A 23,534-nucleotide genomic window follows, 5' to 3' on the forward strand; every position below is an offset into this window, starting at 1 on the left:
GCGAGAATGATCAAAGCCGCGTTTTTCGATATCGACGGCACGCTGCTGAGCTTTAAGACCCACCGGATTCCGGCGTCGGCGCAGCAGGTGCTCGACAGCTTTCGCGAGCAGGGGATTGCGTGCGTGATCGCCACGGGCCGTCCGACCTACCAGATGCCGGACTGGCTGTTCGACCTGGGCTGGGATGCGTACATTACGCTTTCGGGCCAGCACTGTTTTGATGCCAAGGGCGTCTACCGCAGCTGCCCGATCGATCCGGACGACGTTGCGGTGATTGTGGACCAGGTGGCGCAGGGGCGCTACGACTCACTGTGCATGCAGGGCGAGAACTCGTTTGTGAACCGCCTGTCCGAGCGCGTGGTGACGGCTGGCAGCAACGCGGGAATCGTCTACCACGAGGAGCCGTTTGAGCATGCCTTTGACGCGCCGGTCTATCAGTTCTGTGCCTTTGTTGACCCAGTTGACGAGCATATCGTGACCGATGCCGTGTCGCATTCGCTCACCACGCGCTGGTGCGACCTGTTCTGCGACATTATTCCGGCCAACGGCGGCAAGGACCTGGGTGTGGCGGCGACGCTGGAGCGCCTGGGCATCGACGCGAGTGAAGCGATTGCCTTTGGCGACGGCGAGAACGACCTGTCGATGTTCTCGGCCGTGGGCACAAGTGTGGCCATGGGCAACGCGCAGGACACGGTGAAAGCTGCGGCGACCTACGTGACGACCGCCGTGGACGACGATGGGATCTACAACGCCGCGAAGTACTTTGGACTGCTATAGCTGCGGCTCGGCACTTGGGGACACTCCTTGCGGGGCGTGTTCCCATTTTGTTTTCGTCCCGCTCGTTTTGTGAAACACGGCTAACTTTTAGGCAAAGTAGTAAGACATGGGCAACTTTTGCGGTAAAGTAAGCCGTGGAAAGTATCCAAAGGCTAACTAGCAATCATCGCGAAAGGCGGCCCATGGCCCTACGTGAATCCGGAGAAGACTATCTCGAATCGATCTACGTTCTGTCGGAACGCCAGGGCATCGTGCGCTCGATCGACGTTGCGGAGTACCTCGGCGTAACCAAGGCGAGCGTTTCCAAGGCCATGGCGACGCTGGAAAGCAACGGCTATGTCGAAATGGGCAAGCGCGACGTTCATCTGACGGAGCGTGGTCTGGAGGTCGCTCGCCAAATGTGGGAGCGTCACTGCTTTTTCGTGGGGCTGCTGGAGGATGCGGGTGTTTCGGCTGAGGTCGCGTCGCAAGAGGGCTGCCACATGGAGCACTGCCTGAGCGAGGAAAGCTTCGAGAAACTGAGGGCGATGCTGAACCGGGGCGAGGCGACGGGCCAAGCGGCGGAATCCTAACGAACCCCCAGTAGCGCGGAGTTCGCGCAAAGCGCGAACCAGCGACCGGGACCAGCGGTCCTTTCGGCCAAGTCCATTTCAGCAAAGGAACCCCGCCAGCAAGCGATGCCCAAGAACTGCCACCTACGTCACCGCAGGCCGGGGCCGGGTTTGGTTTTGAAAACACTCCACAGCGCGAGGCCCGCCTTTCCGTTGCTCCGCAGGAGCAGGAAAGACGGGCCTCATGCGCGAGGACGTTTTCAAAACCAAGCCCGGTCCCGGCCGGACAGCCCACGAACGCTACAGGTTCTTGACACCCATCGCGCGCATGGCATTCAGGATGGCGATAATCGCCACGCCCACGTCGCCGAACACAGCAAGCCACATGTTGGCGATGCCCAGTGCCGCAAGCACCAGAATCAGCAACTTAATGCCCAGCGCAAAGATGATGTTCTGCCAAACAATCGACATGGTCTTGCGCGCCACGCGGATCGCGCGGGAGATGTTGGACGGCTTGTCATCCATGAGCACGACGTCCGCCGCCTCAATTGCGGCGTCCGAGCCCATAGCGCCCATGGCGATGCCAACGTCTGCGCGGGTAAGCACGGGTGCGTCGTTGATACCGTCGCCTACAAAGGCGAGCTTGCCCTTGCCCGATTCTGCTGCAAGCAGCGCCTCGACACGCTCGACCTTATCACCCGGTAACAGCTGCGCGTGGAACTCGTCGAGCCCCAGCCGCTTGGCCACCGCAGCAGCCACTTCCTCGCGGTCGCCCGTGAGCATGACGGTGCGCTTGACGCCGGCGGCGTGCAGGTCGCGGATCGTCTGCTCGGCATCGGCCTTTATGGTGTCGGCAATTACAATGTGGCCGGCATAGATGCCATCGACTAGCACGTGGAGGATGGTGCCGACGACCTCGCAATCGGGCGCTTCGACTCCGGCCGCGGCGAGCATCTTTGCGTTGCCAACGACGACGTGCTTGCCGTCGATGGTTGCCGTCACGCCATGGCCCGCGTCGTTGGTGGAGTCGCTTACGCGCTTGGGGTCGACCTCGCCCTGGTAGGCGACACGTACGGACTGCGCGATGGGGTGATCGGAGAACGACTCAGCAAGGGCTGCGACTTCGAGCAACGACTGCTCGGTATAGCCGGCCTCGGGGTGTACCGCGACCACCGAGAACGTGCCGTTGGTGAGGGTGCCCGTCTTGTCAAAGACGACGGTGTCCACGTCGGCGAGCGTCTCGAGGTAGTTAGAACCCTTGATGAGAACGCCCAGCTTGGACGCGCCGCCGATGCCGCCAAAGAAGCTCAGCGGCACGCTGATCACGAGCGCGCACGGGCAGCTGACGACCAGGAAGGTCAGGCCGCGCAGGATCCAGTCGGACCAGGCGCCGGTGACCAAGCCGCCGCCGAGCGCGAGTACCGCGGCAGCGCCGGTGACGGCGGGCGTGTAGATGCGGGCAAAGCGCGTGATGAAGTTCTCGGTGCGCGCCTTCTTTTCGCTGGCGTTTTCTACGAGCTCCAGGACGCGCGCGACGGTGGACTCGCCAAAGGGCTTGGTGGTGCGCACGTGGATGAGCCCCGTCATGTTGATGCAGCCGCTGATGATATCGTCGCCGGACTTGGCGGGGCGGGGGACTGACTCGCCCGTGAGCGCGGCGGTATCGAGCTGTGTCTCGCCCTCGACGATGACGCCGTCGATAGGCACGCGCTCGCCGGGCTTGACGACGATGACGGTGCCCACGGCGATGTCATCGGGGAAGACCTGCTCGAGTGTGCCGTCGGGTTGCTCGACGTTGGCGTAGTCGGGTGCGATGTCCATCATGGCGCTGATCGATTTACGGCTCTTGCCCACGGCGTATGCCTGGAACAGCTCGCCGACCTGGTAGAACAGCATGACGGCGGCGCCTTCGGCCATGTGCGGATCGGTGTCGGGGAAGAGCACCATGGCAAACGCGCCGATGGTCGCGACGGCCATGAGGAAGCTCTCGTCGAACGCCTTGCCGCGGCGGATGTTGTTGTATGCCTTTTGGAGCACGTCGTAGCCGGCAATCAAAAAAGGCACGAGGAACAGTGCGAAGCTGGCGTAGATGTCGCCCGGGGTGCCGAATGCGGCAGTGAGGGTGCCGAGCTCATCGAGGGCGTACACCACGGCAAAAATGCCCAGCGCTACCAGGATGCGGTTGTGCTTATGCTCGAGTGACTCTTTTTTCTTGCGCTTCTTCTTTTTCTTCTTGGGGTCGGCGGTGGCCATGACTCGTATCCTCCCATTTGAATGTATGAACACTCGCTCATATAATTTCGCGAGCAAAGGCCGCGGCAAGCGCGGCCTTGCGGGTTGGCGTAAACCTTGGCTAGAGAATGATCTCGCAGTCCGGCTCGGCGTCGGCGGTGAACTCCACAACGCGGTCGAGGACCTCGTCGAACTCGGCTTCATCGGCCTCGAGCGTCAGCTTCTGGGTCATAAAGTTGACCGAAACGGACTTGACGCCATCGAGCTTGGCCAGCTCGTCCTGAAGCTTACGCGCGCAGTTGGCGCAGTCGATCTCGTCGAGCTTGAACTGCTTTTTCATGGTGGATTCCTTTCCCCGTATTTGCGGCTTGGGTGCAGGCCGCGCTGGTACCGTGGTTGGTCGCTATTCGCAGATGTGGCTCATGCCCTGGTTGAGCATGGTGTAGACGTGGTCGTCGGCGAGCGAGTATAGGATATTGCGCCCGTCGCGCCGGAATTTAACCAGGTGCGACTGCTTGAGTGTGCGCAGCTGGTGCGACACCGCGGACTGCGAGGTTTCGGTCGCTTCGGCGATGTCTGCTACGCAGAGCTCGCGGCCCATGAGGGCATAGAGGATCTTGATGCGCGTGGTGTCGCTGAAGACCTTGAACAGGTCGGCGAGGTCGTAGAGAAGCTCCTCGTCGGGAAGGTCCTCGGGCGAGCAGGTGGTGGGGATCGCGGGCTCGGTGGCCTCGATGTCGGGCTTCGTTTCATCAACGCGGATGCTCATTGCAATATCCCTTCATATGAACATGCGCTCATATAACTTGCTTCCGATTATATGAGTGTATGTTCATATGTCAATACAATTTGCGTTAATTTCGATGACTGCTTGCCGCTTCTGCGATTTTCTGTGGGTTGGGAGACATCGACGCAATGCTCGCCAACATATTTCGAGATGTTCGGCTAGCATGCTAAGAAAGCCACCTTGAGAAGCATTAGAACTGTTCATATTTGTACTTTATCGTGTCAAATACCGCGAGAATCAGTTCTTCCTCTACGGGAGTTTCTGCAGAATCAGTTTTATCTAAAGTTATATTGAGCATTGCTGCAGCCAATCTGGCACATCGGTGGCCGAATAAGTCGAAAAATGTAGGTGGACATCCGCAGAGATCGCCTTTAGAAGAGCGAATTCTCAATTAGATCAATAATCGTGTCGTCGTCCGTGCGGTTTTCATCGATTTTTGCGAACATGTCGCATTCCCAAGCCCCATTGATTTCCTCAGCAAGGGCCCCGACGTGTTGCATGTCGTCGGGTTCGGGCACATCGTTGATGCTCGGGTCATCAGCTTGCGGATATTGGCTTGCAATTTCGCGCTTGGCGGCCTCTTCTTCTTTGAGTGTCTCCAGGACGCGGCGACCGTATTCGAAGTAGCGCCGCAAGACAAATTGACGAAGAGTTTCTTGCAGGATGGCGAAGTTATCCGGGAGTCGACCGGGCCATATCTTCTCGCGAATGCGAATCGCTTCCATGACCCGTTTAAAAGCGGACTGCTTGAAAAACGAATGACGATTAACCGTGATAACGGCATATCCCATGTTTCGCAGCGTGTTTCGGCGCTCCTCGTCAATTGATTGCTGCTCGGGTTCGTCGTGGTAAAAGCCGTTGTATTCGATATCGGTCATCGAATTTTCGAGCAGCGCGTCGAGGTAGAAAACCGTCCGTCGCGTTAGGGCGGCGTATCTTTTGGGGACTGGGATCGGATAATCCGTTTTGATAGCGCGTATGGCTAAGCCACCCATTGACTTGGGCATTGTCAGCATCATGACAAACGCCGTTTCGAGTGGGGAGCGACAGCCTTCGTGTACATAAGAAAGTGCCTTAAGTGCTTTATTAGATCCACGATACCCCGGTGCCTCTGAAAAGAAGGCTCTGAGCTCTTCAACGCTGGTTAGGGCTGGGCGCTCGCGATATTGAGTTTCGTCGGACGTTCCAAGCGCGTAGGAGCCGCAGATTTCAAAGTAATACTCAACGAGCTCCGAAAGGTTGAGGTCGGCTGTTGCTTCTAACGCGCACAGCTTGATATCGACGATGTAGACGTTCGGCTCGAGTTCTAGGTAGCTTTCTGCATCAAACGTATAGCGCGTGCAGTGGCAGATGCAGCCCTTGCGGTGCCTTTTGGCATTATTGGAAAACGTCAGCACATGGATACGTTCAGAATCGACATTCTTTCTGTTGAGCCATGCTCGTGCCGCTTCCAGGTCGGACGTGGTCGGCGCAGACACCCTGATCTTTTCCATAGGTATGGGACCGGTCGCGTAGCTTGCGAGCGAGTTGGCTGTTTGGTATACAGCGCGTGCCGTGGTATGTGACAGAATGATTCCCATACGCGCATGATGGCATAGCGGACGCCGCATACGCCCGAAACTTCGGGCAACGGTATTGGGGCGCGGCTTATCTTCTGCGAACGGTGGGTTTTTGAGCTGTCGTATTGAGGGAGCAGCTTTGGCTGGGGAGGTTTCTGCCGGCTGCCCCTTTTTGATGAACTTTAGTTGCGGATTCGTAGCTTCTAAGCGTTTTTGCCGACCGCTCAGATGCCTCACCAACATAATTTGAGTTATTCGGCCTTATCCTATACAAATGGTGCGATCGCAACGTCCTATTCGAATTGATTCAGGTAGATTTATGGGGCTTGGTTGCGAAATTAAGGCGATTTTAGCTTCGATTGCGGTTCAAGGGGCCTTGACTAGTGGTTCAGCTGGCCGAACAACTCGAAAAATGTAGGTGGGCCAACCTGCCGACTATGTGAAGCACGCGTATTTGCTCGTTTTGATGAAAACTAGGGTGCAGCCATAAGGCTGCGCCCTAGTTTACTGCGTGTCGGTGTGCCCAGACGGATTGCGCTGTGCCTGGCAGGCGCTCCCGCAGATGGATCGGTTATTTCGCGAATAGGTTCTTGAGGTTGAACTCGGCCTGAACCGTGCGGAGCATGAGGTCGGTGTCGTCGAGGCCCAGGTGCTGCTCGTTGGCGTCGGCGGCGAGGGTTCCACGGCGGCGCGCCCAGTTCTCGAGTGCGGCGGGCGCGGATTCGCGGGGGAGCGAGCGGACGTCGGCATCCAGGCTGCGGCAGATCTGGCGCGAGTCGATGACGATGATCTTGCCGGCGCGGCGTGCCTCGGCGTAACCGTCCAGGTGGATCTTGAACCAACTGTCCTCAAAGGCGGCGTTGTGCGCCATGTAAGGGTACTTCTTCATAAGCTTGAGCAGCTGCTTCTGCAGTTCCTTGTTCTCGCGGAATGGCTTTTTGCCGTCGATGTCGTCCCAGGTGATGTGGTGGATATTCGACAACGGCACATCCTCGCCGCGGTAGATGTCGGGCAAACCGCAGTAGTGCGCCTCGGCGTCGTGCGGGACGGCGTCGCTGGTGAGCTCCATGATTTCCCAACCCACATTGATGATATAACCGCGCTCGGGTGCACGGCCGGTGGTCTCGATGTCGATACCGAGCACGGTGCCCTGGATGGGCTTGCGGGCGTAGGCCACGCCGAGCGCGTCGCGGTCGCCGCGGATCTCGCGCATGACCGACGCGGCGGTGCGCTTTTGCATCTTGCCGATGGCGGCGCAGGTGTCGGCATCGGACAGGCCGCGCGAAAGCGTCGCGGGCGTCACGTTGCGCAGGCGCGCCTCGCCAATCTGGTCGCACAGGTCGCGGTTGCGGTCAGCCAGGTCGCGCACGGTGGCAAAGTCGAAGCTGGGGTCGCCCTCGGCGGTAAAGTACTCGGTTTCGAGCACCTTAAGGGCCTCCTCGCCCTTCTGGCGCTCGGACTCCATGGCGCCGTGATCGCCATAGATAAACATGGGAATAAACGGCTGGCGCTCGTATTCGAGTGCTTGTGAAACGTTCATATAACTGCTCCTTGGACGGGCCGTGTCGCGCGGCTCGGTGGCATTGAGTTATGGCGAGATGATAGTTTACCATGGGCAACTATTGGCATCGCGCCTAGGACAACTACAATACCCTAGTTGACCGCTAGGACTTTTACAATGCTGCCGAAAGACATGAAAGGTTCCATCCGTCATGGATTTGCTGATTGATATTCTGCTCGACGCCGGCAAGGACACGCTCTCGCTGGCGCCGTTTTTGTTGGTGACGTATCTTGCTCTCGAGACACTTGAGCACGTTGCGGGCGACCGCGTCAACGGCGCTATCAAGCGCGCCGGCGCTGCGGGTCCCGTGGCTGGCTCGCTGCTGGGCATTGTGCCGCAGTGCGGATTTTCGGCCATGGCAGCAACGCTGTACGCCGGCCGTGTCGTGACGCTGGGCACGCTGGTCGCCGTGTTCCTCTCGACCTCCGATGAGATGCTGCCGCTGTTGCTCGCCGAGCAGGTGCCCGTGCAGACCATGGCGATGCTTTTGGCTTCGAAGGCACTGATCGCGCTGGTCACGGGCTTTATCGTGGACGCGGCTATCCGCGGCCTTCGTCGTAATTCCCGCGCGCATGCGGCGATTCGCCGTACCGTGCTGGGGACCGCTGCCAATCCGGCTCATGTGAACTGCGCGCACGACGACCATACCGGGGGCGACATCATTGATGAAGTGGCCGAGGCGGGCGTGAGCGCCGACCACATCCACGAGTTGTGCGAGCGCGACCATTGCGGTTGCGATGATGATGAAGATGAACACGAGCGCGACCACGGACACAGCCATGACCACGGTCACGCAGGCGAGCATGAGCACCACCACGGCCATGGGCACGACCACGGTCACTCCCACGAAGGTGCGCCCGTCCTGTCGATTATCCGCAGCGCGATCTCGCACACCGTGCAGGTTTCGGTTTTTATTTTCCTGGTGACGCTGATTCTAGTTGCCGTGCTCGAGACCTTCGGAGAGTTCGCGATCGAGCAGTTCCTGCGTGGCAACGAGACGCTCGCCGTCTTGGGCTCGGCACTCGTCGGCCTGATCCCCAACTGCTCGGCCAGCGTGGTCATTACGCAGCTGTACCTGGAGGGCGCGCTACAGCTGGCGCCGATGCTCGCCGGCACGCTCATTTCCGCCGGCGTGGGCTATCTTGTCCTGTTCCGCACCAACCGCAGCGCTCGTGAAAACGCCGTGTTCCTGGTCATGATGTACGTCATCGGCGCCGGCTGGGGCCTTATCCTATCCGCCTTCGGCCTCTAAGTAGGCCTAAAAAATGGGCTTCAAATAGCCATGCTCGGCGCCTGCGCAATGCGGCGACGCATGGCATTTTGAAGCCCGTTTTTTGTTGAGCCATGGATTCCGAGCGCTCACACCGCGCAAAACAAAAAGGTAGATTTCCGGGCATGTCCCGAAAATCTACCTTGGTTAGCGCAGCAGCTCGGTGAGGCTGCGCTTAAAGCGGGCCCGGTCTTCGCTGGTAAATGCCGCCGGACCGCGAGTGCGACCGCCGGCGCGGCGCACCTTCTTTTCCTCGTGGCGAATAAACAGTTGCATGTCGATGGTCGCCTTATCGTAGACGCGCCCGCGCACGCCGATGGCGGCGGCATCGCGCCCGAGCACCATGCTCGCCAAGCCAATGTCCTGCGTCACGACTACGTCGCCCGCCTGCAGGCGTTCGACAATGGCAAAGTCGGCGCTGTCGGCGCCCACGCTCACATCGAGCGTCGTGACCCAAAATCCGCGTCGCGCATGCTCGACGTCGCGCGGATCGTCGCGGCGAATGTGGCGTTCCAGGTTCTGTGTGCTGTTGCCGGCGATAACGACGGCGACGCCCGCCCGCCGCGCGCAGTCAATCGACTCGCGCGTGACCGGGCAGGCGTCTGCATCAATAAAGAGCGTTCGCGGCATCTAGTGCACCAGTTTGCCAAATTGAATAGCGCGAACAATCAGCGTTACGCCAAACACCAGCAGTGCGGTGCCGCTAAAGATGACGAGCATCTTGGCCGACCACAGCGGATAGATAAACACGAACATGCCGGCGATGATGGAGAGCGCGCCGCTCAGGATGGCGAGGGCACGGTTGGACGAAAGCTCGGACTCCAGAATGGACATGACACCTTCGACGATCCAGCCAAAGCCGGCCACGATAACCACCATCGTGGTGAGCGTCGCGGTCGAGAAGGCCTGGTTGCGCAGGATTATGACGCCGCCCAAGATAATGAGTAGGTTGGAGATGATGCTCGTCACGCGCCAGCCGGTGGGCAGCAGTGGCTCGAAAACAGCGGTAAACAGCCTGATCGCGGCCGTGATCACAAAGTAGAAGCCCAAGACGGTCGTTAGGAAGACGAGGGACTTGGCGGGCGCAAACAGCAGTGCGATGCCGGCGACGAGCGCCAAGACGCCCGTGATGGCGTAAATCCAGCGCACGGCCTTGACGGCTTTGCCCGCCATGCTTTTCTCGTCAAATCCAAACTGGCTCGATTTTTGGTCATCGTTCTTAAAGATGCCCATAATGTCTCCTTTCCGTGCGGTGCACGTCGCGTTCATTGCTCTCCGTGCGGCGTACGCCAAAAGTGCTGCAACAAGTATCGCCCAAGGGCGCCGATGCATGGGGCGGGAAGGACGAATTGCCGCCCCACATTCCCGAATTGTTACTTTTGTTCCCGCTCCAGTGAGGATTAATCAACAATTGTAGAACATTACGCCGCTGTATGTAATTGCCAAGGTTTTAGGTTAGATTCTCCTAAGAACAATTGCCCGAAATTGGGGGTCCCTATGAACGAAACAGTTCCCGCGGCGCCGTCGAGCGCGGAGTCGATGGCAAAGCAGGGTTGCGAAAAGCTCGGCTTGGACGCGTTTGATGCGTTGGTTCGCTGCGCCCGCACGTGCCGTCGCTTTGACGAGTCCATGCGCGTGCCGCGTGAGCTTTTGCTTGAGCTGGCGGAGCTGGCGCACCTGACTCCCTGTGGTGCCAATGCTCAGCGTCTGCGTTTTCATGTGGTAAGCGGTGCAGAGGACTGCGCGCGTGTATTTGACGAGCTTGCATGGGCCGGTGCGCTCAAGGATTGGCCGGGTCCCGATGAGGGCGAGCGCCCGACCGGCTACATCGCGATTCTTGCCGAGCGCGCCGTTCCGGGTAAGCCCGCCGCTCCTATTACTGAGGTCGACACGGGCATTGCCGCGCAGACGATGATGCTCGCCGCCCGCAGCGCCACGCCCGAGGTGGCTGCCTGCATGTTCAAGGCCTTTACGCCCCACGCGATCGATGCCATGGGGCTCGATAGCGATAAGTATGAGCTCAAGCTGATCATGGCGTTTGGCGTTCCGGCCGAGACGCAGGTGATCGATGCGATCGATTCCAACCCCGACGGCTCAATTAATTACTGGCGCGACGAGGCGCAGGTGCACCACGTACCTAAGCGCCCGCTTGCCGACGTACTGGTGTAGCTGAGCGTCACCGCGGTGTGATCCGGCGGTAAACCACCACAAAGGTACCTGTCCCCTTTGCGGTGGTGCGAGGGGAGGACGTGTGGCAGATTTGTATTTGGTGCGGCATGGGCAGACTGAGCTCAATGTGCAGAACATTTTGCAGGGTGGGCACGATTCGCCGCTTACGGCGCGCGGGCGCGAGCAGGCGCTGGCGACGCGCGCGGCGTTTGAGGCGCGTGGCGTGACCTTTGACCGTGTGTATTCCTCGCCGTTGGGCCGGGCGCGGCATACGGCTGAGCTAATTGCTGGTGAGGGCCGCTCGATAGAGCTGGTCGATGACCTGCGCGAGTGGCATTTGGGCTCGCTGGAGGGTACATCAAATCGCGAGATGCCGCCGCAGCCCTGGGGTGATTATCCGGTGGCCTTTGGTGGCGAGTCTGAAGGCGAGCTCCAGTCGCGCATGGTCGCGGCGCTGTCCCACATCATGGCCAGGCCGCAGCACGACTGTGTGCTGGCAGTCTCCCACGGCTCTTCCTGCCAGGAGTTTCTTGAGTATGTGACTGGCAGGGGAGAGCTACCCGACAACGGTGCCGTGCTTCATTTTGGCTATTGCGACGGTGCGTTTTCGCTCCTTGATTGGTAACGAACGAAAGGACCCCTATGAATAAAGACCTGTATCTGGTTCGTCATGGGCAGACAATATTCAACCTTAAGCGCATTATTCAGGGTTGGAGTGACTCGCCGCTCACGCAGCTGGGATGCGACCAGGCGGCGCGTGCCGGCATGTTCTTACGTGCGCGCGGCATTGAACCCGATCATGCCTACACCTCCACACTTCATCGCACCGAGCAGACTATCGCCAACCTGTGGCCGGGCTTGGCGTACGAGCGCCTGGACGGTCTGCGTGAGTGGTTCTTTGGCGACTTTGAGGCCGAGCGCGTGATGCTTATGCCCGAGCGCCCGTGGCGAGATTTCTATCGTCAGTTTGGCGGCGAGGGCCAGATGCAGGTGCGCGAGCGCATGGCGGCGACGATAACCGATCTTATGCGACGTCCGGACCACGAGTGTGTGCTCGCGGTGAGCCACGGTTCGGCTATCAAGGAGTTTTTGGACCACGTGCGGGGCGCGGCGGCCGACGAGCGCGAACGCGTGCCGGGCAACTGCTCAGTGCTGCATTTTGCGTTTGACGATGCGGCCGATACGTTTGAACTGGTCGAAGTCTTTACGCAGGAAGACTACGCGCGCGAGCTGGGGCTTGAACCGCTCGTGGCTACTGCGGGTCCGCAGCGCGGATAACGCGAGCGCGGCGGCACGGGTCGTCGGCATAACTTCTCGACGCAAAAGGGGCGGAGATGCATGTACCTGCTGCATCTCCGCCCCCTGTTTGTTGGGCTGCCGATTTTTGTGCTGGACGGTCTGGTCTTGCTAGAACCGCGCGACCTGGTGCGTGAGCAGACCCGTCGGAACCTGCGCCGCGCCGCCGCTGACCTGCGCGGCGGGGAAGAGCGCAGCTACGGCAAAGTTGAACGGCTCTTTGCCCGTGTAGGTGCCGGCGGCACGTGCACCGTCGGCCAGGAGCTGTGATGCCTCGACTAGTGCGACAGCGTAGGCAGGGTCGTCGGCCAGTGCCGGCTCCGGCGCCTGGTCGAGCATGGCGCGGATGGCCCCGACGGCGTCCTCGCGCTTGACCTCCCACACGCGGTGCGTAATGCCGGCGGGGTCGGTGACGGCATAGAGTGAAGCGCCCTCTTTTGCGGCGCCGAGGATGATATCCATGACGGGAGAGGCTTCGTAGACAAGCGTTACGGGACGGGGCTGTACCTTGAGGTCGGCGATTGCGCGCGCAGCGGCGGTCGTATCGGCGGCAACCGCGTCGCCGCCCGCCAGCGCACCAACCGGGCAGATCGCCACGACACCTGTTACGCGCCCCGGCTCGCCCGAGCATTCGTACACGTAATACGCCGCGCCCGGGTCCTTGAGCATCAGGCCATCGGCAATGGCTCCGCGCAGAGCATCGTTGCCGCTCAGGATGCTGCCCATTGCAGGCAGCGCCTCGAGCACGCGGTCCTGAGCCGGGCGGATGCAGGGAAACGGAAGTGCTTTCATGGGCGGTCCTAACGCACGAGTCGGTTTGTTCGCGGCTTATTATGCCCCAACTTGGCCGCTCGCGTCCCAGAGCACGTTATCGGCGAGCGCGATCAGCACCTGCTGACAACGAACGATATCGGCATGGGGCACATATTCGTTGGGCTTGTGCGCGAGCGCGAGCGACCCGGGACCGTAGCTCATGCAATTGCGGTTACCTGTCTTGCCGGCAATGACAGCGGTGTCGGTGTAGCCGGTAAAGAAGCCGACGGTCGTGTCCGCCCCCGTCACGTCATCGGCGGCACGCTTGAGCGCGGCTAGAAGAGGAGAGCTTGGATCGCGCTCGATAGCGGGGCGGTCGCCTGTCACGGTGTAGCTTCCATGGCAGCCGGGGACCGCGGCTTCGGCAACGGCGATGGCCTGCTCTACCATGCGCGTCGCGGCGGCCGTATCGGTCGGCGGGGTCAGGCGCATGTCGACCCAGACTTTGGCGCGGTCGGGCACGACATAGGGGCGATATCCGCCCTCGATTTGGCCAAACGTGATGGTCGAAGGCCCCAGCTCATCGTGCGCGGGCAGCGCCACAAACGCGCGACGGAGCGAACACACGACCTCGGCCATGGCGGCGACGGCATCCGCGCCCTTCCACGGCTGGCTCGCATGCGCCGTTACGCCAGCCATTTCAATCTCGAGCCACGTGCGCCCCTTGTGCGCCACCTGGATCTGTCCGTCGGTGGGTTCGGTGTCCAGCACCCATTCGCGCGAGCCGACCCAGCCGGCATCGATCGCGGCCTCTGAGCCGCGCATAAAGTCCTCCTCGTCGACCGAGCAAATGAGTGAGAAGCCACGGCGGGGCAGCTCGCCTTCTGCCGCCACGCGCTCGAGCGTATGGACCAGTGCGGCAATGGCGCAGGCCAGACCACCCTTCATATCGCAGGCACCGCGGCCATAGAGTTTATCGTTGCGCACGATCGCTCCGAGCGGCGGAATGTCCGCGTCCCAGCCATCGCCCAGCGTAACGGTATCCATATGGCAGATATAGACGAGCCGTGGCTCGTCGCTCAGTCCCGGCACGGTGACCATAAGGTTGCGGCGCCCGGGCAGCACCTCGAGTTCCTCAACCTGCACGGCATGGAGCACCGGATGGCTCAGCTGTGCCACCCGTTCCTCAACCAACGCTTTGATATAGCGCTCAATCTCGTCCTCATACGCACCCGGGTCTGAGCTGTCGATCCGCACGAGTCCTTGCGTAAGCCGCCAAGCAAAATCTGTATCAACCATAGGCACCTCACAGATAGTTAGGTCAACATACAGATTGTATGTCAAGAAGCGGCTCGGTGTATTTAATGGAGTGCTCACAAAAACGGGGGCGCCTCTCGTGCGAAAGGCGTCCCCGCGGGCATTCAATGTCAGTGACGGGCAGGCCACATGGGGAACTGCCCGTCAGATCAGCCGGCGCTATTTGATTACGCGCACGCGATACATCGACGGAATCTGCTTGAGTGCCTCGATGGTGCTGCTGTCCAGGTGCTCGTCGGTGTCGAACATGGTGTAGGCGTTCTCGCCGGCGGACTCGTTGGTCATACGCTGCACGTTGGCGTTGTCCTTGGCCAGGATGGCCGTGATCTGGCCGATCATGTTGGGCACGTTGGCGTGCAGGCAGGCGATGCGGCTCGCGGCGCGCGCCTTGCCCATGCTGCAGGCGGGGTAGTTGACGCTGTGCGCGATGTTGCCGTTCTCCAGGTAATCCTTGAGCTCGCTGATGGCCATGTCGGCGCAGTTGGCCTCGGCCTCGCCAGTGCCGGCGCCCGAGTGCGTGGTGATAAACGTGTTGGGCATCTTGACGGTCTTGGGCGTGGCGAAGTCGCAGCTAAACCAGCTCAGCTTGCCCTCGCGCAGGGCAGCGTCGACGGCGTCCTCGTCAATGATGGTTTCGCGCGCGTAGTTGATGAGCACGGCGCCCGGGGCCAGCAGGTTGATCTGCTCGGTGCTGATCATACCGATGGTGTCGGCCTTGCTGGGCACGTGCACGGTGAGATAGTCGCAGCCGCGGCAGAGGTCCTCGAGCGTGCCCACGCGCTGCACCTCGCGGCTCAGCACCCATGCGTGCTCGACGGAAATGAACGGATCGTAGCCGTAGACGTCCATGCCCAGATCGACGCAGGCGTTGGCGACCTTGGATCCCACGTTGCCCAGACCGATGACGCCGATGCGCTTGCCCTTGAGCTCGCGGCCCACAAAGGCCTTCTTGGCTTTTTCGGCATCGACCTGGATCTCGGGGTCGTCGGCGTTGTCGCGCACCCAGTTCATCGATTGCACCACGCCGCGGCTCGAGAGCACCAGCATGCCTAGGACGAGCTCCTTAACGGCGTTGCTGTTGGCACCGGGGGAGTTAAAGACGACGACGCCCTTCTTGGCGTACTCCTCGACGGGGATGTTGTTGACGCCGGCGCCGCAGCGGGCGATGGCGCGGATGCCCTCGGGCAGCTCGTAGCCGTGCAGGTCAGTCGAGCGCATCAGGATGGCGTCGGCCTCCTCGGCGGTGCTCACAAATTCGTAGCCCTCGCCAAACTCGACTTTGCCGTCCTTGGTGATGTCGTCGATGGTCTTAATCTTGCGCATGAAAAACTCCTTAGCAGGTTTGGTTTAAACAGGTGGTTTGAAGTGGCTGGTCGGCCCGCGCGTTGCGGGCTAGTTAGATCGCGGGCTCAAACTACGCTGCGTTTCGAAGTCCTTCATGTACGAGGCCAGTGCCTGCACGTCTTCCATGGTTACGGCGTTGTAGACGCTGGCGCGCATGCCGCCCACCAGGCGATGGCCCTTGACGTTTTGAATCTGGTGCTCGGCCGCGCCTGCGACAAAGGCCGCGTCGAGTTCGGCGTCGCCGGTGCGGAAGGTGACATTGGCGATGGAGCGGCTGTCGGCCTGCGTGGTGCCATGGAACAGCTCGCTGTGCTCGAGCAGGTCGTAGAGCAGGTTGGCCTTGGCCCAGTTGCGCTCGGCCATGGCGGCAAGTCCGCCGGTCTCCTCGACCCAATGGAACACCTTGCCGCACACGTAGATGCCAAAGGTGTTGGGCGTGTTGAGCATGGAGCCCTTGGCGGCCTGGGCCTTAAGGTCCATGTACTGCGGTGTCTGCGCAAAGGCGGGGCCGTCGGCGATGAGGTCGTCGCGCACGATAACCACGGTCACGCCCGCGGCGCCGGCGTTTTTCTGAGCGCCGGCGTAGATGAGCCCGTAGCGCTCGACGTCGAGCGGCTGCGACAGAAAGCAGCTCGAGACATCTGCGACCAGCGGTACGTCGCCGCAAGCGGGCAGCTCGTGGTACATGGTGCCAAAGATGGTGTTGTTCTGGCAGATGTAAACGTAGTCGAGCCCGTCGCCCGCGGCCTCGGCGGCAATGCGCGCGTTGATGTCGGCCATGTCGGGGATGCGGTCGAAGTTGGTGTCCTCGGAACTCGCGAGCAGCACGGCCTCGCCGTACTTGTCGGCTTCTTTGTATGCCTTGTTGGCAAAGTTGCCGGTCACGACGTAGCCGGCGCGGCCGCGGCGCATGAGGTTCATCGGGATGCCCGCAAACTGTAGCGTGGCGCCGCCCTGCAAAAATAGGACGTGGTAGTTGTTCGGGATGCTCAGCAGGCGACGCAGGGTTGCCTCGGCGTCGTCGATGATCTGCTGGTACATGCTAGATCGATGGCTCATCTCGAGCACGGACATGCCGCAACCGCGGTAGTCCATCATCTCGTCGGCGATCTCGGCGAGCACGCTTGTGGGCAGTGCGGCCGGGCCAGCTGAGAAGTTGTGCACACGTGCCATCTTCTAGTCTCCCTCGTAGTCGTTTGAACGTTCGGGATACTTTAGCACAGTGGAGCGCCAGGCGCGACCGCATCACGGTAAAACTCGACTGCGCCGCTATGATTTACAGTATGGTTACATGGGAGAGGGGCGACCTTACTCCTCAGGCAAATCCAAATCTGCGAGCGAAGACATGAGGTTCTCTAGGCGCTTGATCTCTTCGTCCTAAATTAGCTACCTCCTAGTTAGTACGATGCTAGCGTGGCGATGACGACTTCGTCGCCGGCGTATATTAGGGTGTTGCCGTCGGGGATGATCGTTTGGCCTTCGCGCTTGAGCATCACCACAATAAACGGATGCTTGCCTTGTGGCACATCGCGCAGGCGCTGGCCGGCCAGGCGACCGTGGGGCGTCACGGTGACCTCGCGCAGCGTAACCTCGGCACGCTCTTCGAACGTTGGGGCGGCCATCACCAGCAGATCGCCTTCCTGGATCACGGTATCGCCGTTGGGCAGCACCGGATGGGCGCCGTCACGCAGCACCAAGACCACCAGCATGTCCGTTGCGCTGCCAATGTCGGCGAGCGAGCGTCCGGCAAACGGATGTCCAGCGCCTACTTTGAGCTTGACGAACGACATGCCGTCTTCGTCGCGGTAGTCGTTAAAGGTGCGACGCACGTCGCCGGTCGCATCGATCATATCGAGCTTCTTCGCCACCGCCGGCAGCAGCGAGCCCTGCACCACAATGCTCGACACGGCAATCGCAAACACCAGGTCAAATAGGTCGTGTCCGCCGGGAACGCCGGCCACTACGGCAAAGAGACTAAAGACGACCGAAGCTGCTCCGCGTAGGCCCGCCCAGCTTACGAGCGCGACCTGGCGGGGATTCGTCTTAAAGGGCGCTAGGAGCACGCCGACGGCGATGGGGCGGCTCACGAAGAGCATGAACGCCATGAGTGCCAGGCCCGGCAGCAGCATCTGCGGCAGGCGTGCGGGCGTTACGAGCAGGCCGAGCAAGAAGAAGATCGTCATCTCGGCCATCTCGGTGAGGGTGTCAAAGAAGTGCGCCATCTCGACTTTGCCGGTGATGTCGCTGGCGCCCAGCACAATGCCGGCCAGGTACACGGCTAAAAAGCCGTTGCCGCCCAGGTAGCTCGGCAGCGCGTAGGCGACGATGGCCACGGCGAACAAAAAGATGGTCTGCGCGCCCTCGGCCGTTGCGTGCGCGCGTTCAATCAGGCGGCCCGCCGCCCAGCCGATGGCAAGACCCAAACCCGCGCCCAGGATGATCTGCTTGGCCAGCAGTGCGGGAATGTTGATGTCGCCGCCGGCCGCGAGTGTGGCGAGCACGGCGGTGAGCAGGTAGGCGACGGGGTCGTTGGAGCCCGATTCGACCTCGAGCAGCGAGTCTGTGCCGCCCCTCAGCGAAAGGTTGTGCTCGCGCAGCACGCTAAAGACGCTTGCCGCGTCGGTCGACGCCACGACCGATCCCAGCAGCAGGCCGCCGATCCAGTCGAAGCCCAGCACAGAGTGGGCGAACACGCCGGTGATGCCGGCAGTGATGACGACGCCGAGCGTGCTCAGCAGCACCGCCGGCGCAGCGACGGGCTTGGCGCGGTCGATATTGGTGTTAAAGCCGCCGTAGAACATGATGAACAGCAGCGCCGTGCTGCAGACGGTTTCGGTAAGCGCGTAGTCGCTAAAGTCGATATCCGCCGGGCCGTTGACGCCCAACAGCATGCCGAGCGCGATAAAGATAAGCAGGGTGGGGAAGGGGAGCTTTTTGCCGACGGGTTTGATGGTCAGGCACAAAATGATGACGAGGCCGATAAAAAGAAGGATCTGGTTCATAGATGGTGTCCGCTCCTGGGTGGTTGGCGTGGCACGGTCAGTTGCCTGCGGTTATTTGTACCCAAAGATGGTGGGTTTATGGGGTTGGATTGCGGGCGTGCGCGATATCGTCATAGACGACTGCCGTCTTTGCCTCTGCTCGGAAACCCTTTCCAGCTTTATTGCAACGGAGTACAATGGGTAACGTTTAAGTTCAACTTGAAGTTTTAGTTGCGGAGCCGGGCTTCGGCCGCAATGCAAGGAGAGGCGTACCATGGCGATCTATGTGACATCTGATGCTCACGGGCACGTGCGTGCGCTTGACGAGGCCCTGTCTAAGATCTCGTTGACGTCCGACGACACGCTGTACGTGCTGGGCGACATGATCGATCGCGGGCCCGATCCGGTCGGCGTTATTAAGCTCGTGCGCTCGCTGCCCAACGCCCGCGTGCTCAAGGGTAATCACGAGCAGATCATGCTCGATGCCATCATTGGTCAGGATCCGCTCGATGCCGAGACCTGGGATATCAACGGTGGCTGGACGACGCGCGAGCAGCTCAACGACATGGAATTTGAGGCATACGAGGAGCTCGTGCGATGGATGGCCGCGCTGCCGCTCTACGCGGTGGTCGAGACCGAGGAGCGCCCGTATCTGCTGGTGCATGCTGGAATCGAGATGAAGGCGGCGCGCGCGTTTTTGCTTGAGCATGGCGTCGATTGTGCCGATGGCGTTGGAGCGGTGGGTGCCGATCGCGAGCTGCTGCAGCAGATGCTCGCGGTACAGTCGTCCGATGACCTGCTGTGGATTCGTCACGGCTATTGGGATGTGCCGACCGGGCTGCTTTCTACCGAGGGTAAGGGCCCGGTCGTTGTGAGCGGTCACACGCCGACGGTGTCGCTCGGGCGTTATTGCGAGGTCGGTGGTCTTGCGGGGCTCGACGAGGAGTCGGGCCGCGGGCAGATCGTGCGCCTGGGCGGCGAGGATGCCGCCGGTGTGCCCGATCGCATCGACATCGACTGCGCTGCCGCCACCGGCTCCGAGTTCGGTCGCGTGGGCATCCTGCGGCTCGATGATGGGGCGGAGTTCTACGCGAACATCAACCCGGGCGAATAATCGGTGCAAGGGGTAGCTAATATGGGAAGGGTTTTTTGACTACTTTTGCCCTTCTGCCCGCAAATTGATTTCTCTGGGACGGGATTAAATAATCATTTGGCTGCCCGCCGGCTAAGTGAGTAGACTTTTTTGGAAATGCCGAGCACCCAACATATTTGCCTCAATAAAACCGCAGGTCACAGACTTGTGCTCTGTCGGTGTGGTCGGGGATTCGGTAAAAATCTACTCACTTAGTTTTACGTGTCCGCAACGAGACTCCAGCCGGGGTGATTCCACCGCAAATTAGCTTCTCCCATCGCCGCAATTAGGCGCCGTACGGATTCCGGTCCCTCTCTATGCGTTGGCGGATGTGGGCGTACTCGATAATCAACAGTACCAGCAGTAGGGCCATGATGGTCAGGTAGCTCACGACGGCGCCCATCAGGCCGAGCAGATTGATCAGAATCACCGGGAGCACCACGCTCACGGCAAAGCAGATCAGGTAGATCTTGGTGACGTCGCCGGCATGGCGCAGCACCGTGATGATGGCGTAGATAAAGTCGATGGCCGCGGTGACGCCGCCGGCGACGACCATCAGCAGCGCCAATGTGCGGTAGCGCTCAAAGTTGAGGCCGTACATATAGCTCATGAGGGGAATACCGGGACCGGCCATAAATGCGGCGCACACGCCGGTGATGACCACGATCAGCGCCATAACGGCAACAATAATCAGGTCAAAGCGACGACGCTTGCGAGGATTAGCCCAAATGCTCGACAAGCGCAGGAGCTGCGGTTTATAGACAAATCCAATGCTCAACAGAATAGCCTGAGCTGGAAAAAACAGGGCATTAAAGTACAACTGGTATTTGTAGGCCAGTGTTCCTTCCATCACAAACTTGGGCATGCTCTCGATAAGATTGAACAGGAATAGCGCGCCAAAGAGTGGGGCGCACTGGACAAACAGGTGGCCGACCTCGCGCAGGCTTACGCGGCGCGATTTTTCGGTCTCGAGCAGGGCGAGCGGCGCGGTGACCAGCACGAGCGAGGCGATCGCGGCGATGCCCATGGCCATGGCCGCGATGGGCATGCTACGCGTGAAGAACAGCGCCACGCTGAAGACCGCGATGACGCCGACGGAGCGTAGCGTTTGACTCATTCCAGCCAAGTAGAGCTTGTCGGCCTGCTGCAGGCGGCCTTCGTACACGTCGGCGACGCCGTCGATGACCTTATACAGGTAGACGCCCAGGCCGATCGTCGCCATCTGCGCGTCATAGCCGCGGGCGCTGCTATACATGAGGCCGCAGCCTAGGGCGAGCGCTCCGCAGATCCAACGATTGAGCTGGTAGGAGGCGAAGGACGTCTTTTCGTCGATGTCCGAGACCTGGAAATTGCGCACGCCGTAGTTGCATGCGATCATGATGAGCGTGCCGGTGACAAAGGCGATGGAGAACTTGCCGGCTTCTTCGGCGCCCACGAGCTGTGTGGACACGATGGTGAGCAGCGGAAACGCCAAGCCCCACACGGCGGTGCCGAGAGCGTTCCAAAGGTAATCGCGGCGGGTGGCGTGCTCCTCGTATTCCGCTTCCTGCATGGAGAAGCCGCCGCCGTAGACGGCACCGAGCAGACGGTTCCACCAAGCGTTGACCATGCGGCGGACGGGGCCGGGCTTGCGATCGCGTTCGCGCCGGCGACGTGTGGCTTGGCTGCTATCGGGCCCGCCGGCGTTGCGCTGACTCAGCTCTTGGATGCGTGCGAGTTCCTCGGCAGTGTGCGAGGCAGGGAAGAGGCCGTTCTCGATGCGGCCGCCCTGGGCCTTCGCGGCGCCGTCTCTCGATGCAGCGGGGTTGGAGACGCCGTTGCGGCGGGCGATGGCGCGGCGAATGCTATCGAGGGGCGTGATGCTCAAAGCGGAGTCCTTTCTATTGCTGCGCTTTAGTATAGACGCGACGGTGTTCGTTCGTGTTTTTGAACGGATTGTTCAATAATTTCGGCGGGCGGCTGTAATTTGTCGGTAAACGTGCGGTATCCTGTTGAAGTTTTGTGACACCCCCCGATGCCGCCCACGCGGTACCAAGGAGCTTCTACCTATGGACGTCGCCGCATTCTTACTGGCTCTTGTGCCGATTATTTGGCTGGTCGTGATGCTGCTGTGCTTTAAATGGCCAGCTTGGAAGGCCGCTATCGGATCGTTTGTCCTTTCGTGCTTGCTTGCCTTCGCATGGTGGCACCTGCCGGCAGCGCAGATCGCGACCGCCTCGCTCGAAGGTTTTTTGATGGCTCTGTGGCCCATCGTCCTGGTGATCATCGCCGCGGTGTTCACGTATAACCTGTGCGTTCGTACGGGCGCCATGGACGTGATCGGCAGCATGATCACCTCCATCAGCAGCGACCGCCGTCTGCTGGCGCTGCTCGTGGCTTGGTGCTTCGGTGGCTTTATGGAGGGCATGGCCGGCTTCGGTACCGCTGTCGCCATTCCCGCCGGCATGCTCGCGGGCCTGGGCTTTGAGGCCGTGCCTGCCGTGCTCATCTGTCTGCTGGCCAACGGCGTGCCCACGCCCTACGGCTCCATCGGCATCCCCACGGTGTCCGTTGCCGACCTGGTGGGTTTGGATTCCCTTCACCTAGCGACCGTTCAGCTGGTGCAGCTCGCACCGTTCTTTGTGGTGATGCCGCTATTTATTGTGCTGGTTGCGGGCCGTGTTGCCGATGACCAGGGCAATGCCGCGAGTGTGGGCGAGCGTCTGCACGGTGTTGCCGGCGTGGCGTTGCTCTCCGGCGTGTCGTTTGTCGGCGCGGCTCTGGTCGTTGCCATGTTTGTGGGCCCCGAGCTGGCCGTGGTCGTAGGATCCATCGTTTCGCTCGCGCTGACAGCTGCGCTTGCCATGCGCGCCGAGAAATCCGGTCACCTGGACGCTCGCTTCCATATGAATATCGAGGCCGGGGAGAAGCTCACCGTTAAGTCGGCGCTTTCGGCCTGGTCGTGCTTCATCCTGATCTTTGTGTTGCTGCTGGGCACGTCTAATCTGGTGCCCGCTGTACATGCTGCGCTCGCGCCGTTTGCGAGCCATGTGCAGGTGTATTGCGGTGAGAATCCCGGTACGCTTACGTTTTCATGGATCAATACGCCGGGCGTCTGGATTTTCCTGGCGGCGTTTGTCGGCGGTGCCATTCAGGGCGCTTCGCCGCGCATGATGGGCGAGGTGCTGGCCGCGGCTGTGAAGCAGATGACGCCGACGGTGATCACCATGCTTTCGGTGCTGGGCTGCGCCAAGGTGATGGGCTATGCCGGCATGATTTCGTCGATCAGCGCGTTTTGCATTGCGGTCGCCGGCGGTCTGTACCCGATTCTGGCTCCGTGGATCGGTGCGGTCGGTGCGTTCGTGACCGGTTCGGGCACGTCTTCGGGCATGCTGTTTGGCCCCATTCAGAGCCAGGCTGCCACTGCGCTGGGTGTGAGCGACTACTGGATGGTCGCGTTGAATGCCTTGGGCGTCGCCGCCGGTAAGATGATCTCGCCGCAGACCTTCGCCATTGGTCTTGCCGCCGTGCACGTGCGCGGTAAGGATGCCGAGCTCCTGGGCGCGGTGCTGCCCTACGCTGCCGGCATGCTGGTCCTGATGAGCGCCATAGCCATGCTCGGCCAAGGCCTGCCACTGTAGTCGGCACTTAGGGACGTTCCTTATGTGCCGGCACTTTGGGAACGTCCCTAAGTGCCGGCATCCGAGGACACTCCTTGAATATTGCCTGTTCAAGAGTGTCCCCAATGACTAGTCGTTTAAAAACGTCCCCAATGACTAGGCCGCTTGCCTGCGATTTTTGACCGTTGGGCGGGCTTGCCGCCCTT

General features: G+C 60.8%; 21 protein-coding genes. 8 read left to right on the forward strand and 13 right to left on the reverse strand.

Features of this window, described 5'->3' with window-relative positions; genetic code table 11:
* Positions 1 to 6 precede the first annotated feature (6 nt).
* On the forward strand, positions 7 to 777 hold the full coding sequence (locus tag FGQ61_RS05990; protein WP_117747048.1) for a Cof-type HAD-IIB family hydrolase: 771 nt from the start codon (positions 7 to 9) through the stop codon (positions 775 to 777).
* 182 nt (positions 778 to 959) lie between these two features.
* Complete coding sequence (locus FGQ61_RS05995; protein WP_006235431.1) at positions 960 to 1,349, forward strand: metal-dependent transcriptional regulator; 390 nt, start codon at positions 960 to 962, stop codon at positions 1,347 to 1,349.
* 279 nt (positions 1,350 to 1,628) lie between these two features.
* On the opposite strand, the gene FGQ61_RS06000 is transcribed toward FGQ61_RS05995, so the two are convergent.
* The 5 genes from FGQ61_RS06000 to FGQ61_RS06020 form a co-directional block, all read right to left on the reverse strand.
* Positions 1,629 to 3,581 (reverse strand): heavy metal translocating P-type ATPase, encoded by a 1,953-nt coding sequence (locus tag FGQ61_RS06000; protein ID WP_171021526.1) that lies wholly within the window; start codon positions 3,579 to 3,581, stop codon positions 1,629 to 1,631.
* 100 nt (positions 3,582 to 3,681) lie between these two features.
* A complete protein-coding gene (locus tag FGQ61_RS06005) occupies positions 3,682 to 3,900 on the reverse strand; it encodes a cation transporter (protein ID WP_138374908.1) in 219 nt (72 codons plus the stop codon).
* Between the two features lie 63 nt (positions 3,901 to 3,963).
* Positions 3,964 to 4,329 carry an ArsR/SmtB family transcription factor gene (locus FGQ61_RS06010; RefSeq protein WP_055285819.1) on the reverse strand — a complete coding sequence of 122 codons (366 nt, stop codon included), beginning with the start codon at positions 4,327 to 4,329 and terminating at the stop codon, positions 3,964 to 3,966.
* A gap of 389 nt (positions 4,330 to 4,718) precedes the next feature.
* On the reverse strand, positions 4,719 to 5,840 hold the full coding sequence (locus FGQ61_RS06015; RefSeq protein WP_138374909.1) for a hypothetical protein: 1,122 nt from the start codon (positions 5,838 to 5,840) through the stop codon (positions 4,719 to 4,721).
* Between the two features lie 637 nt (positions 5,841 to 6,477).
* Entirely contained in the window at positions 6,478 to 7,446 is a 969-nt protein-coding gene (locus FGQ61_RS06020; RefSeq protein WP_006235437.1) for a 3'-5' exonuclease, read from the reverse strand.
* Positions 7,447 to 7,618: 172 nt separating this feature from the next.
* On the opposite strand from FGQ61_RS06020, the gene FGQ61_RS06025 reads away from it, so the two are divergent.
* On the forward strand, positions 7,619 to 8,719 hold the full coding sequence (locus FGQ61_RS06025) for a putative manganese transporter (RefSeq protein WP_138374910.1): 1,101 nt from the start codon (positions 7,619 to 7,621) through the stop codon (positions 8,717 to 8,719).
* Positions 8,720 to 8,884: 165 nt separating this feature from the next.
* On the opposite strand, the gene FGQ61_RS06030 is transcribed toward FGQ61_RS06025, so the two are convergent.
* Positions 8,885 to 9,367, reverse strand: coding sequence for a YaiI/YqxD family protein (locus tag FGQ61_RS06030; RefSeq protein WP_138374911.1), 483 nt, complete (start codon positions 9,365 to 9,367; stop codon positions 8,885 to 8,887).
* Entirely contained in the window at positions 9,368 to 9,970 is a 603-nt protein-coding gene (locus tag FGQ61_RS06035) for an HdeD family acid-resistance protein (RefSeq protein WP_138374912.1), read from the reverse strand.
* Positions 9,971 to 10,234: 264 nt separating this feature from the next.
* On the opposite strand from FGQ61_RS06035, the gene FGQ61_RS06040 reads away from it, so the two are divergent.
* The 3 genes from FGQ61_RS06040 to FGQ61_RS06050 all read left to right on the forward strand — a co-directional run bounded on the left by FGQ61_RS06040 (position 10,235) and on the right by FGQ61_RS06050 (position 12,184).
* Complete coding sequence (locus tag FGQ61_RS06040) at positions 10,235 to 10,906, forward strand: nitroreductase family protein (protein ID WP_138374913.1); 672 nt, start codon at positions 10,235 to 10,237, stop codon at positions 10,904 to 10,906.
* 82 nt (positions 10,907 to 10,988) lie between these two features.
* Entirely contained in the window at positions 10,989 to 11,531 is a 543-nt protein-coding gene (locus FGQ61_RS06045) for a histidine phosphatase family protein (protein WP_022095009.1), read from the forward strand.
* Positions 11,532 to 11,548: 17 nt separating this feature from the next.
* Positions 11,549 to 12,184, forward strand: a complete 636-nt coding sequence (locus FGQ61_RS06050) for a histidine phosphatase family protein (RefSeq protein ID WP_138374914.1) — start codon at positions 11,549 to 11,551, stop codon at positions 12,182 to 12,184.
* Between the two features lie 129 nt (positions 12,185 to 12,313).
* On the opposite strand, the gene FGQ61_RS06055 is transcribed toward FGQ61_RS06050, so the two are convergent.
* The 5 genes from FGQ61_RS06055 to FGQ61_RS06075 all read right to left on the reverse strand — a co-directional run bounded on the left by FGQ61_RS06055 (position 12,314) and on the right by FGQ61_RS06075 (position 18,618).
* The gene (locus FGQ61_RS06055; RefSeq protein ID WP_138374915.1) at positions 12,314 to 12,994 is read right to left on the reverse strand and encodes a DUF1015 family protein; all 681 of its coding nucleotides are present in this window, start codon (positions 12,992 to 12,994) and stop codon (positions 12,314 to 12,316) included.
* A 39-nt stretch (positions 12,995 to 13,033) separates the two neighbouring features.
* Positions 13,034 to 14,254: a M20 family metallopeptidase gene (locus FGQ61_RS06060; RefSeq protein ID WP_138374916.1), complete on the reverse strand. Its 1,221-nt coding sequence runs from the start codon at positions 14,252 to 14,254 to the stop codon at positions 13,034 to 13,036.
* Positions 14,255 to 14,431: 177 nt separating this feature from the next.
* Positions 14,432 to 15,595 (reverse strand): phosphoglycerate dehydrogenase, encoded by a 1,164-nt coding sequence (locus FGQ61_RS06065; protein WP_138374917.1) that lies wholly within the window; start codon positions 15,593 to 15,595, stop codon positions 14,432 to 14,434.
* 69 nt (positions 15,596 to 15,664) lie between these two features.
* Positions 15,665 to 16,789 (reverse strand): 3-phosphoserine/phosphohydroxythreonine transaminase, encoded by a 1,125-nt coding sequence (gene serC, locus FGQ61_RS06070; RefSeq protein WP_138374918.1) that lies wholly within the window; start codon positions 16,787 to 16,789, stop codon positions 15,665 to 15,667.
* Between the two features lie 224 nt (positions 16,790 to 17,013).
* A complete protein-coding gene (locus tag FGQ61_RS06075; RefSeq protein ID WP_138374919.1) occupies positions 17,014 to 18,618 on the reverse strand; it encodes a potassium/proton antiporter in 1,605 nt (534 codons plus the stop codon).
* Between the two features lie 253 nt (positions 18,619 to 18,871).
* Here FGQ61_RS06075 and FGQ61_RS06080 point away from each other — a divergent pair, with 253 nt between their 5' ends.
* Positions 18,872 to 19,711: a metallophosphoesterase family protein gene (locus tag FGQ61_RS06080; protein WP_138374920.1), complete on the forward strand. Its 840-nt coding sequence runs from the start codon at positions 18,872 to 18,874 to the stop codon at positions 19,709 to 19,711.
* Between the two features lie 304 nt (positions 19,712 to 20,015).
* Here the strand turns inward: FGQ61_RS06080 and FGQ61_RS06085 are convergent, their stop codons facing one another.
* Positions 20,016 to 21,596: a lipopolysaccharide biosynthesis protein gene (locus FGQ61_RS06085; protein ID WP_324248783.1), complete on the reverse strand. Its 1,581-nt coding sequence runs from the start codon at positions 21,594 to 21,596 to the stop codon at positions 20,016 to 20,018.
* A 181-nt stretch (positions 21,597 to 21,777) separates the two neighbouring features.
* Between FGQ61_RS06085 and FGQ61_RS06090 the strand changes: the two genes are divergently transcribed.
* Positions 21,778 to 23,349, forward strand: coding sequence for an L-lactate permease (locus FGQ61_RS06090; protein WP_138374921.1), 1,572 nt, complete (start codon positions 21,778 to 21,780; stop codon positions 23,347 to 23,349).
* The last annotated feature ends 185 nt before the right edge of the window (positions 23,350 to 23,534 follow it).

This window comes from Collinsella aerofaciens (assembly GCF_005844325.1).
Taxonomy (GTDB): Bacteria; Actinomycetota; Coriobacteriia; order Coriobacteriales; family Coriobacteriaceae; genus Collinsella; species Collinsella aerofaciens_G.

What these genes read in the sequence shown, in the direction of transcription:
- FGQ61_RS06075 (WP_138374919.1), bottom strand. Translation starts at nt 18,618, where the DNA reads ATGAACCAGATCCTTCTTTTTATCGGCCTCGTCATCATTTTGTGCCTG.
- FGQ61_RS05995 (WP_006235431.1), top strand. Translation starts at nt 960, where the DNA reads ATGGCCCTACGTGAATCCGGAGAAGACTATCTCGAATCGATCTACGTT.
- FGQ61_RS06005 (WP_138374908.1), bottom strand. Translation starts at nt 3,900, where the DNA reads ATGAAAAAGCAGTTCAAGCTCGACGAGATCGACTGCGCCAACTGCGCG.
- FGQ61_RS06020 (WP_006235437.1), bottom strand. Translation starts at nt 7,446, where the DNA reads ATGAACGTTTCACAAGCACTCGAATACGAGCGCCAGCCGTTTATTCCC.
- FGQ61_RS05990 (WP_117747048.1), top strand. Translation starts at nt 7, where the DNA reads ATGATCAAAGCCGCGTTTTTCGATATCGACGGCACGCTGCTGAGCTTT.
- FGQ61_RS06080 (WP_138374920.1), top strand. Translation starts at nt 18,872, where the DNA reads ATGGCGATCTATGTGACATCTGATGCTCACGGGCACGTGCGTGCGCTT.
- serC (WP_138374918.1), bottom strand. Translation starts at nt 16,789, where the DNA reads ATGGCACGTGTGCACAACTTCTCAGCTGGCCCGGCCGCACTGCCCACA.
- FGQ61_RS06000 (WP_171021526.1), bottom strand. Translation starts at nt 3,581, where the DNA reads ATGGCCACCGCCGACCCCAAGAAGAAAAAGAAGAAGCGCAAGAAAAAA.
- FGQ61_RS06030 (WP_138374911.1), bottom strand. Translation starts at nt 9,367, where the DNA reads ATGCCGCGAACGCTCTTTATTGATGCAGACGCCTGCCCGGTCACGCGC.
- FGQ61_RS06065 (WP_138374917.1), bottom strand. Translation starts at nt 15,595, where the DNA reads ATGCGCAAGATTAAGACCATCGACGACATCACCAAGGACGGCAAAGTC.
- FGQ61_RS06040 (WP_138374913.1), top strand. Translation starts at nt 10,235, where the DNA reads ATGAACGAAACAGTTCCCGCGGCGCCGTCGAGCGCGGAGTCGATGGCA.
- FGQ61_RS06060 (WP_138374916.1), bottom strand. Translation starts at nt 14,254, where the DNA reads ATGGTTGATACAGATTTTGCTTGGCGGCTTACGCAAGGACTCGTGCGG.
- FGQ61_RS06010 (WP_055285819.1), bottom strand. Translation starts at nt 4,329, where the DNA reads ATGAGCATCCGCGTTGATGAAACGAAGCCCGACATCGAGGCCACCGAG.
- FGQ61_RS06035 (WP_138374912.1), bottom strand. Translation starts at nt 9,970, where the DNA reads ATGGGCATCTTTAAGAACGATGACCAAAAATCGAGCCAGTTTGGATTT.
- FGQ61_RS06090 (WP_138374921.1), top strand. Translation starts at nt 21,778, where the DNA reads ATGGACGTCGCCGCATTCTTACTGGCTCTTGTGCCGATTATTTGGCTG.
- FGQ61_RS06055 (WP_138374915.1), bottom strand. Translation starts at nt 12,994, where the DNA reads ATGAAAGCACTTCCGTTTCCCTGCATCCGCCCGGCTCAGGACCGCGTG.
- FGQ61_RS06050 (WP_138374914.1), top strand. Translation starts at nt 11,549, where the DNA reads ATGAATAAAGACCTGTATCTGGTTCGTCATGGGCAGACAATATTCAAC.
- FGQ61_RS06015 (WP_138374909.1), bottom strand. Translation starts at nt 5,840, where the DNA reads ATGGAAAAGATCAGGGTGTCTGCGCCGACCACGTCCGACCTGGAAGCG.
- FGQ61_RS06025 (WP_138374910.1), top strand. Translation starts at nt 7,619, where the DNA reads ATGGATTTGCTGATTGATATTCTGCTCGACGCCGGCAAGGACACGCTC.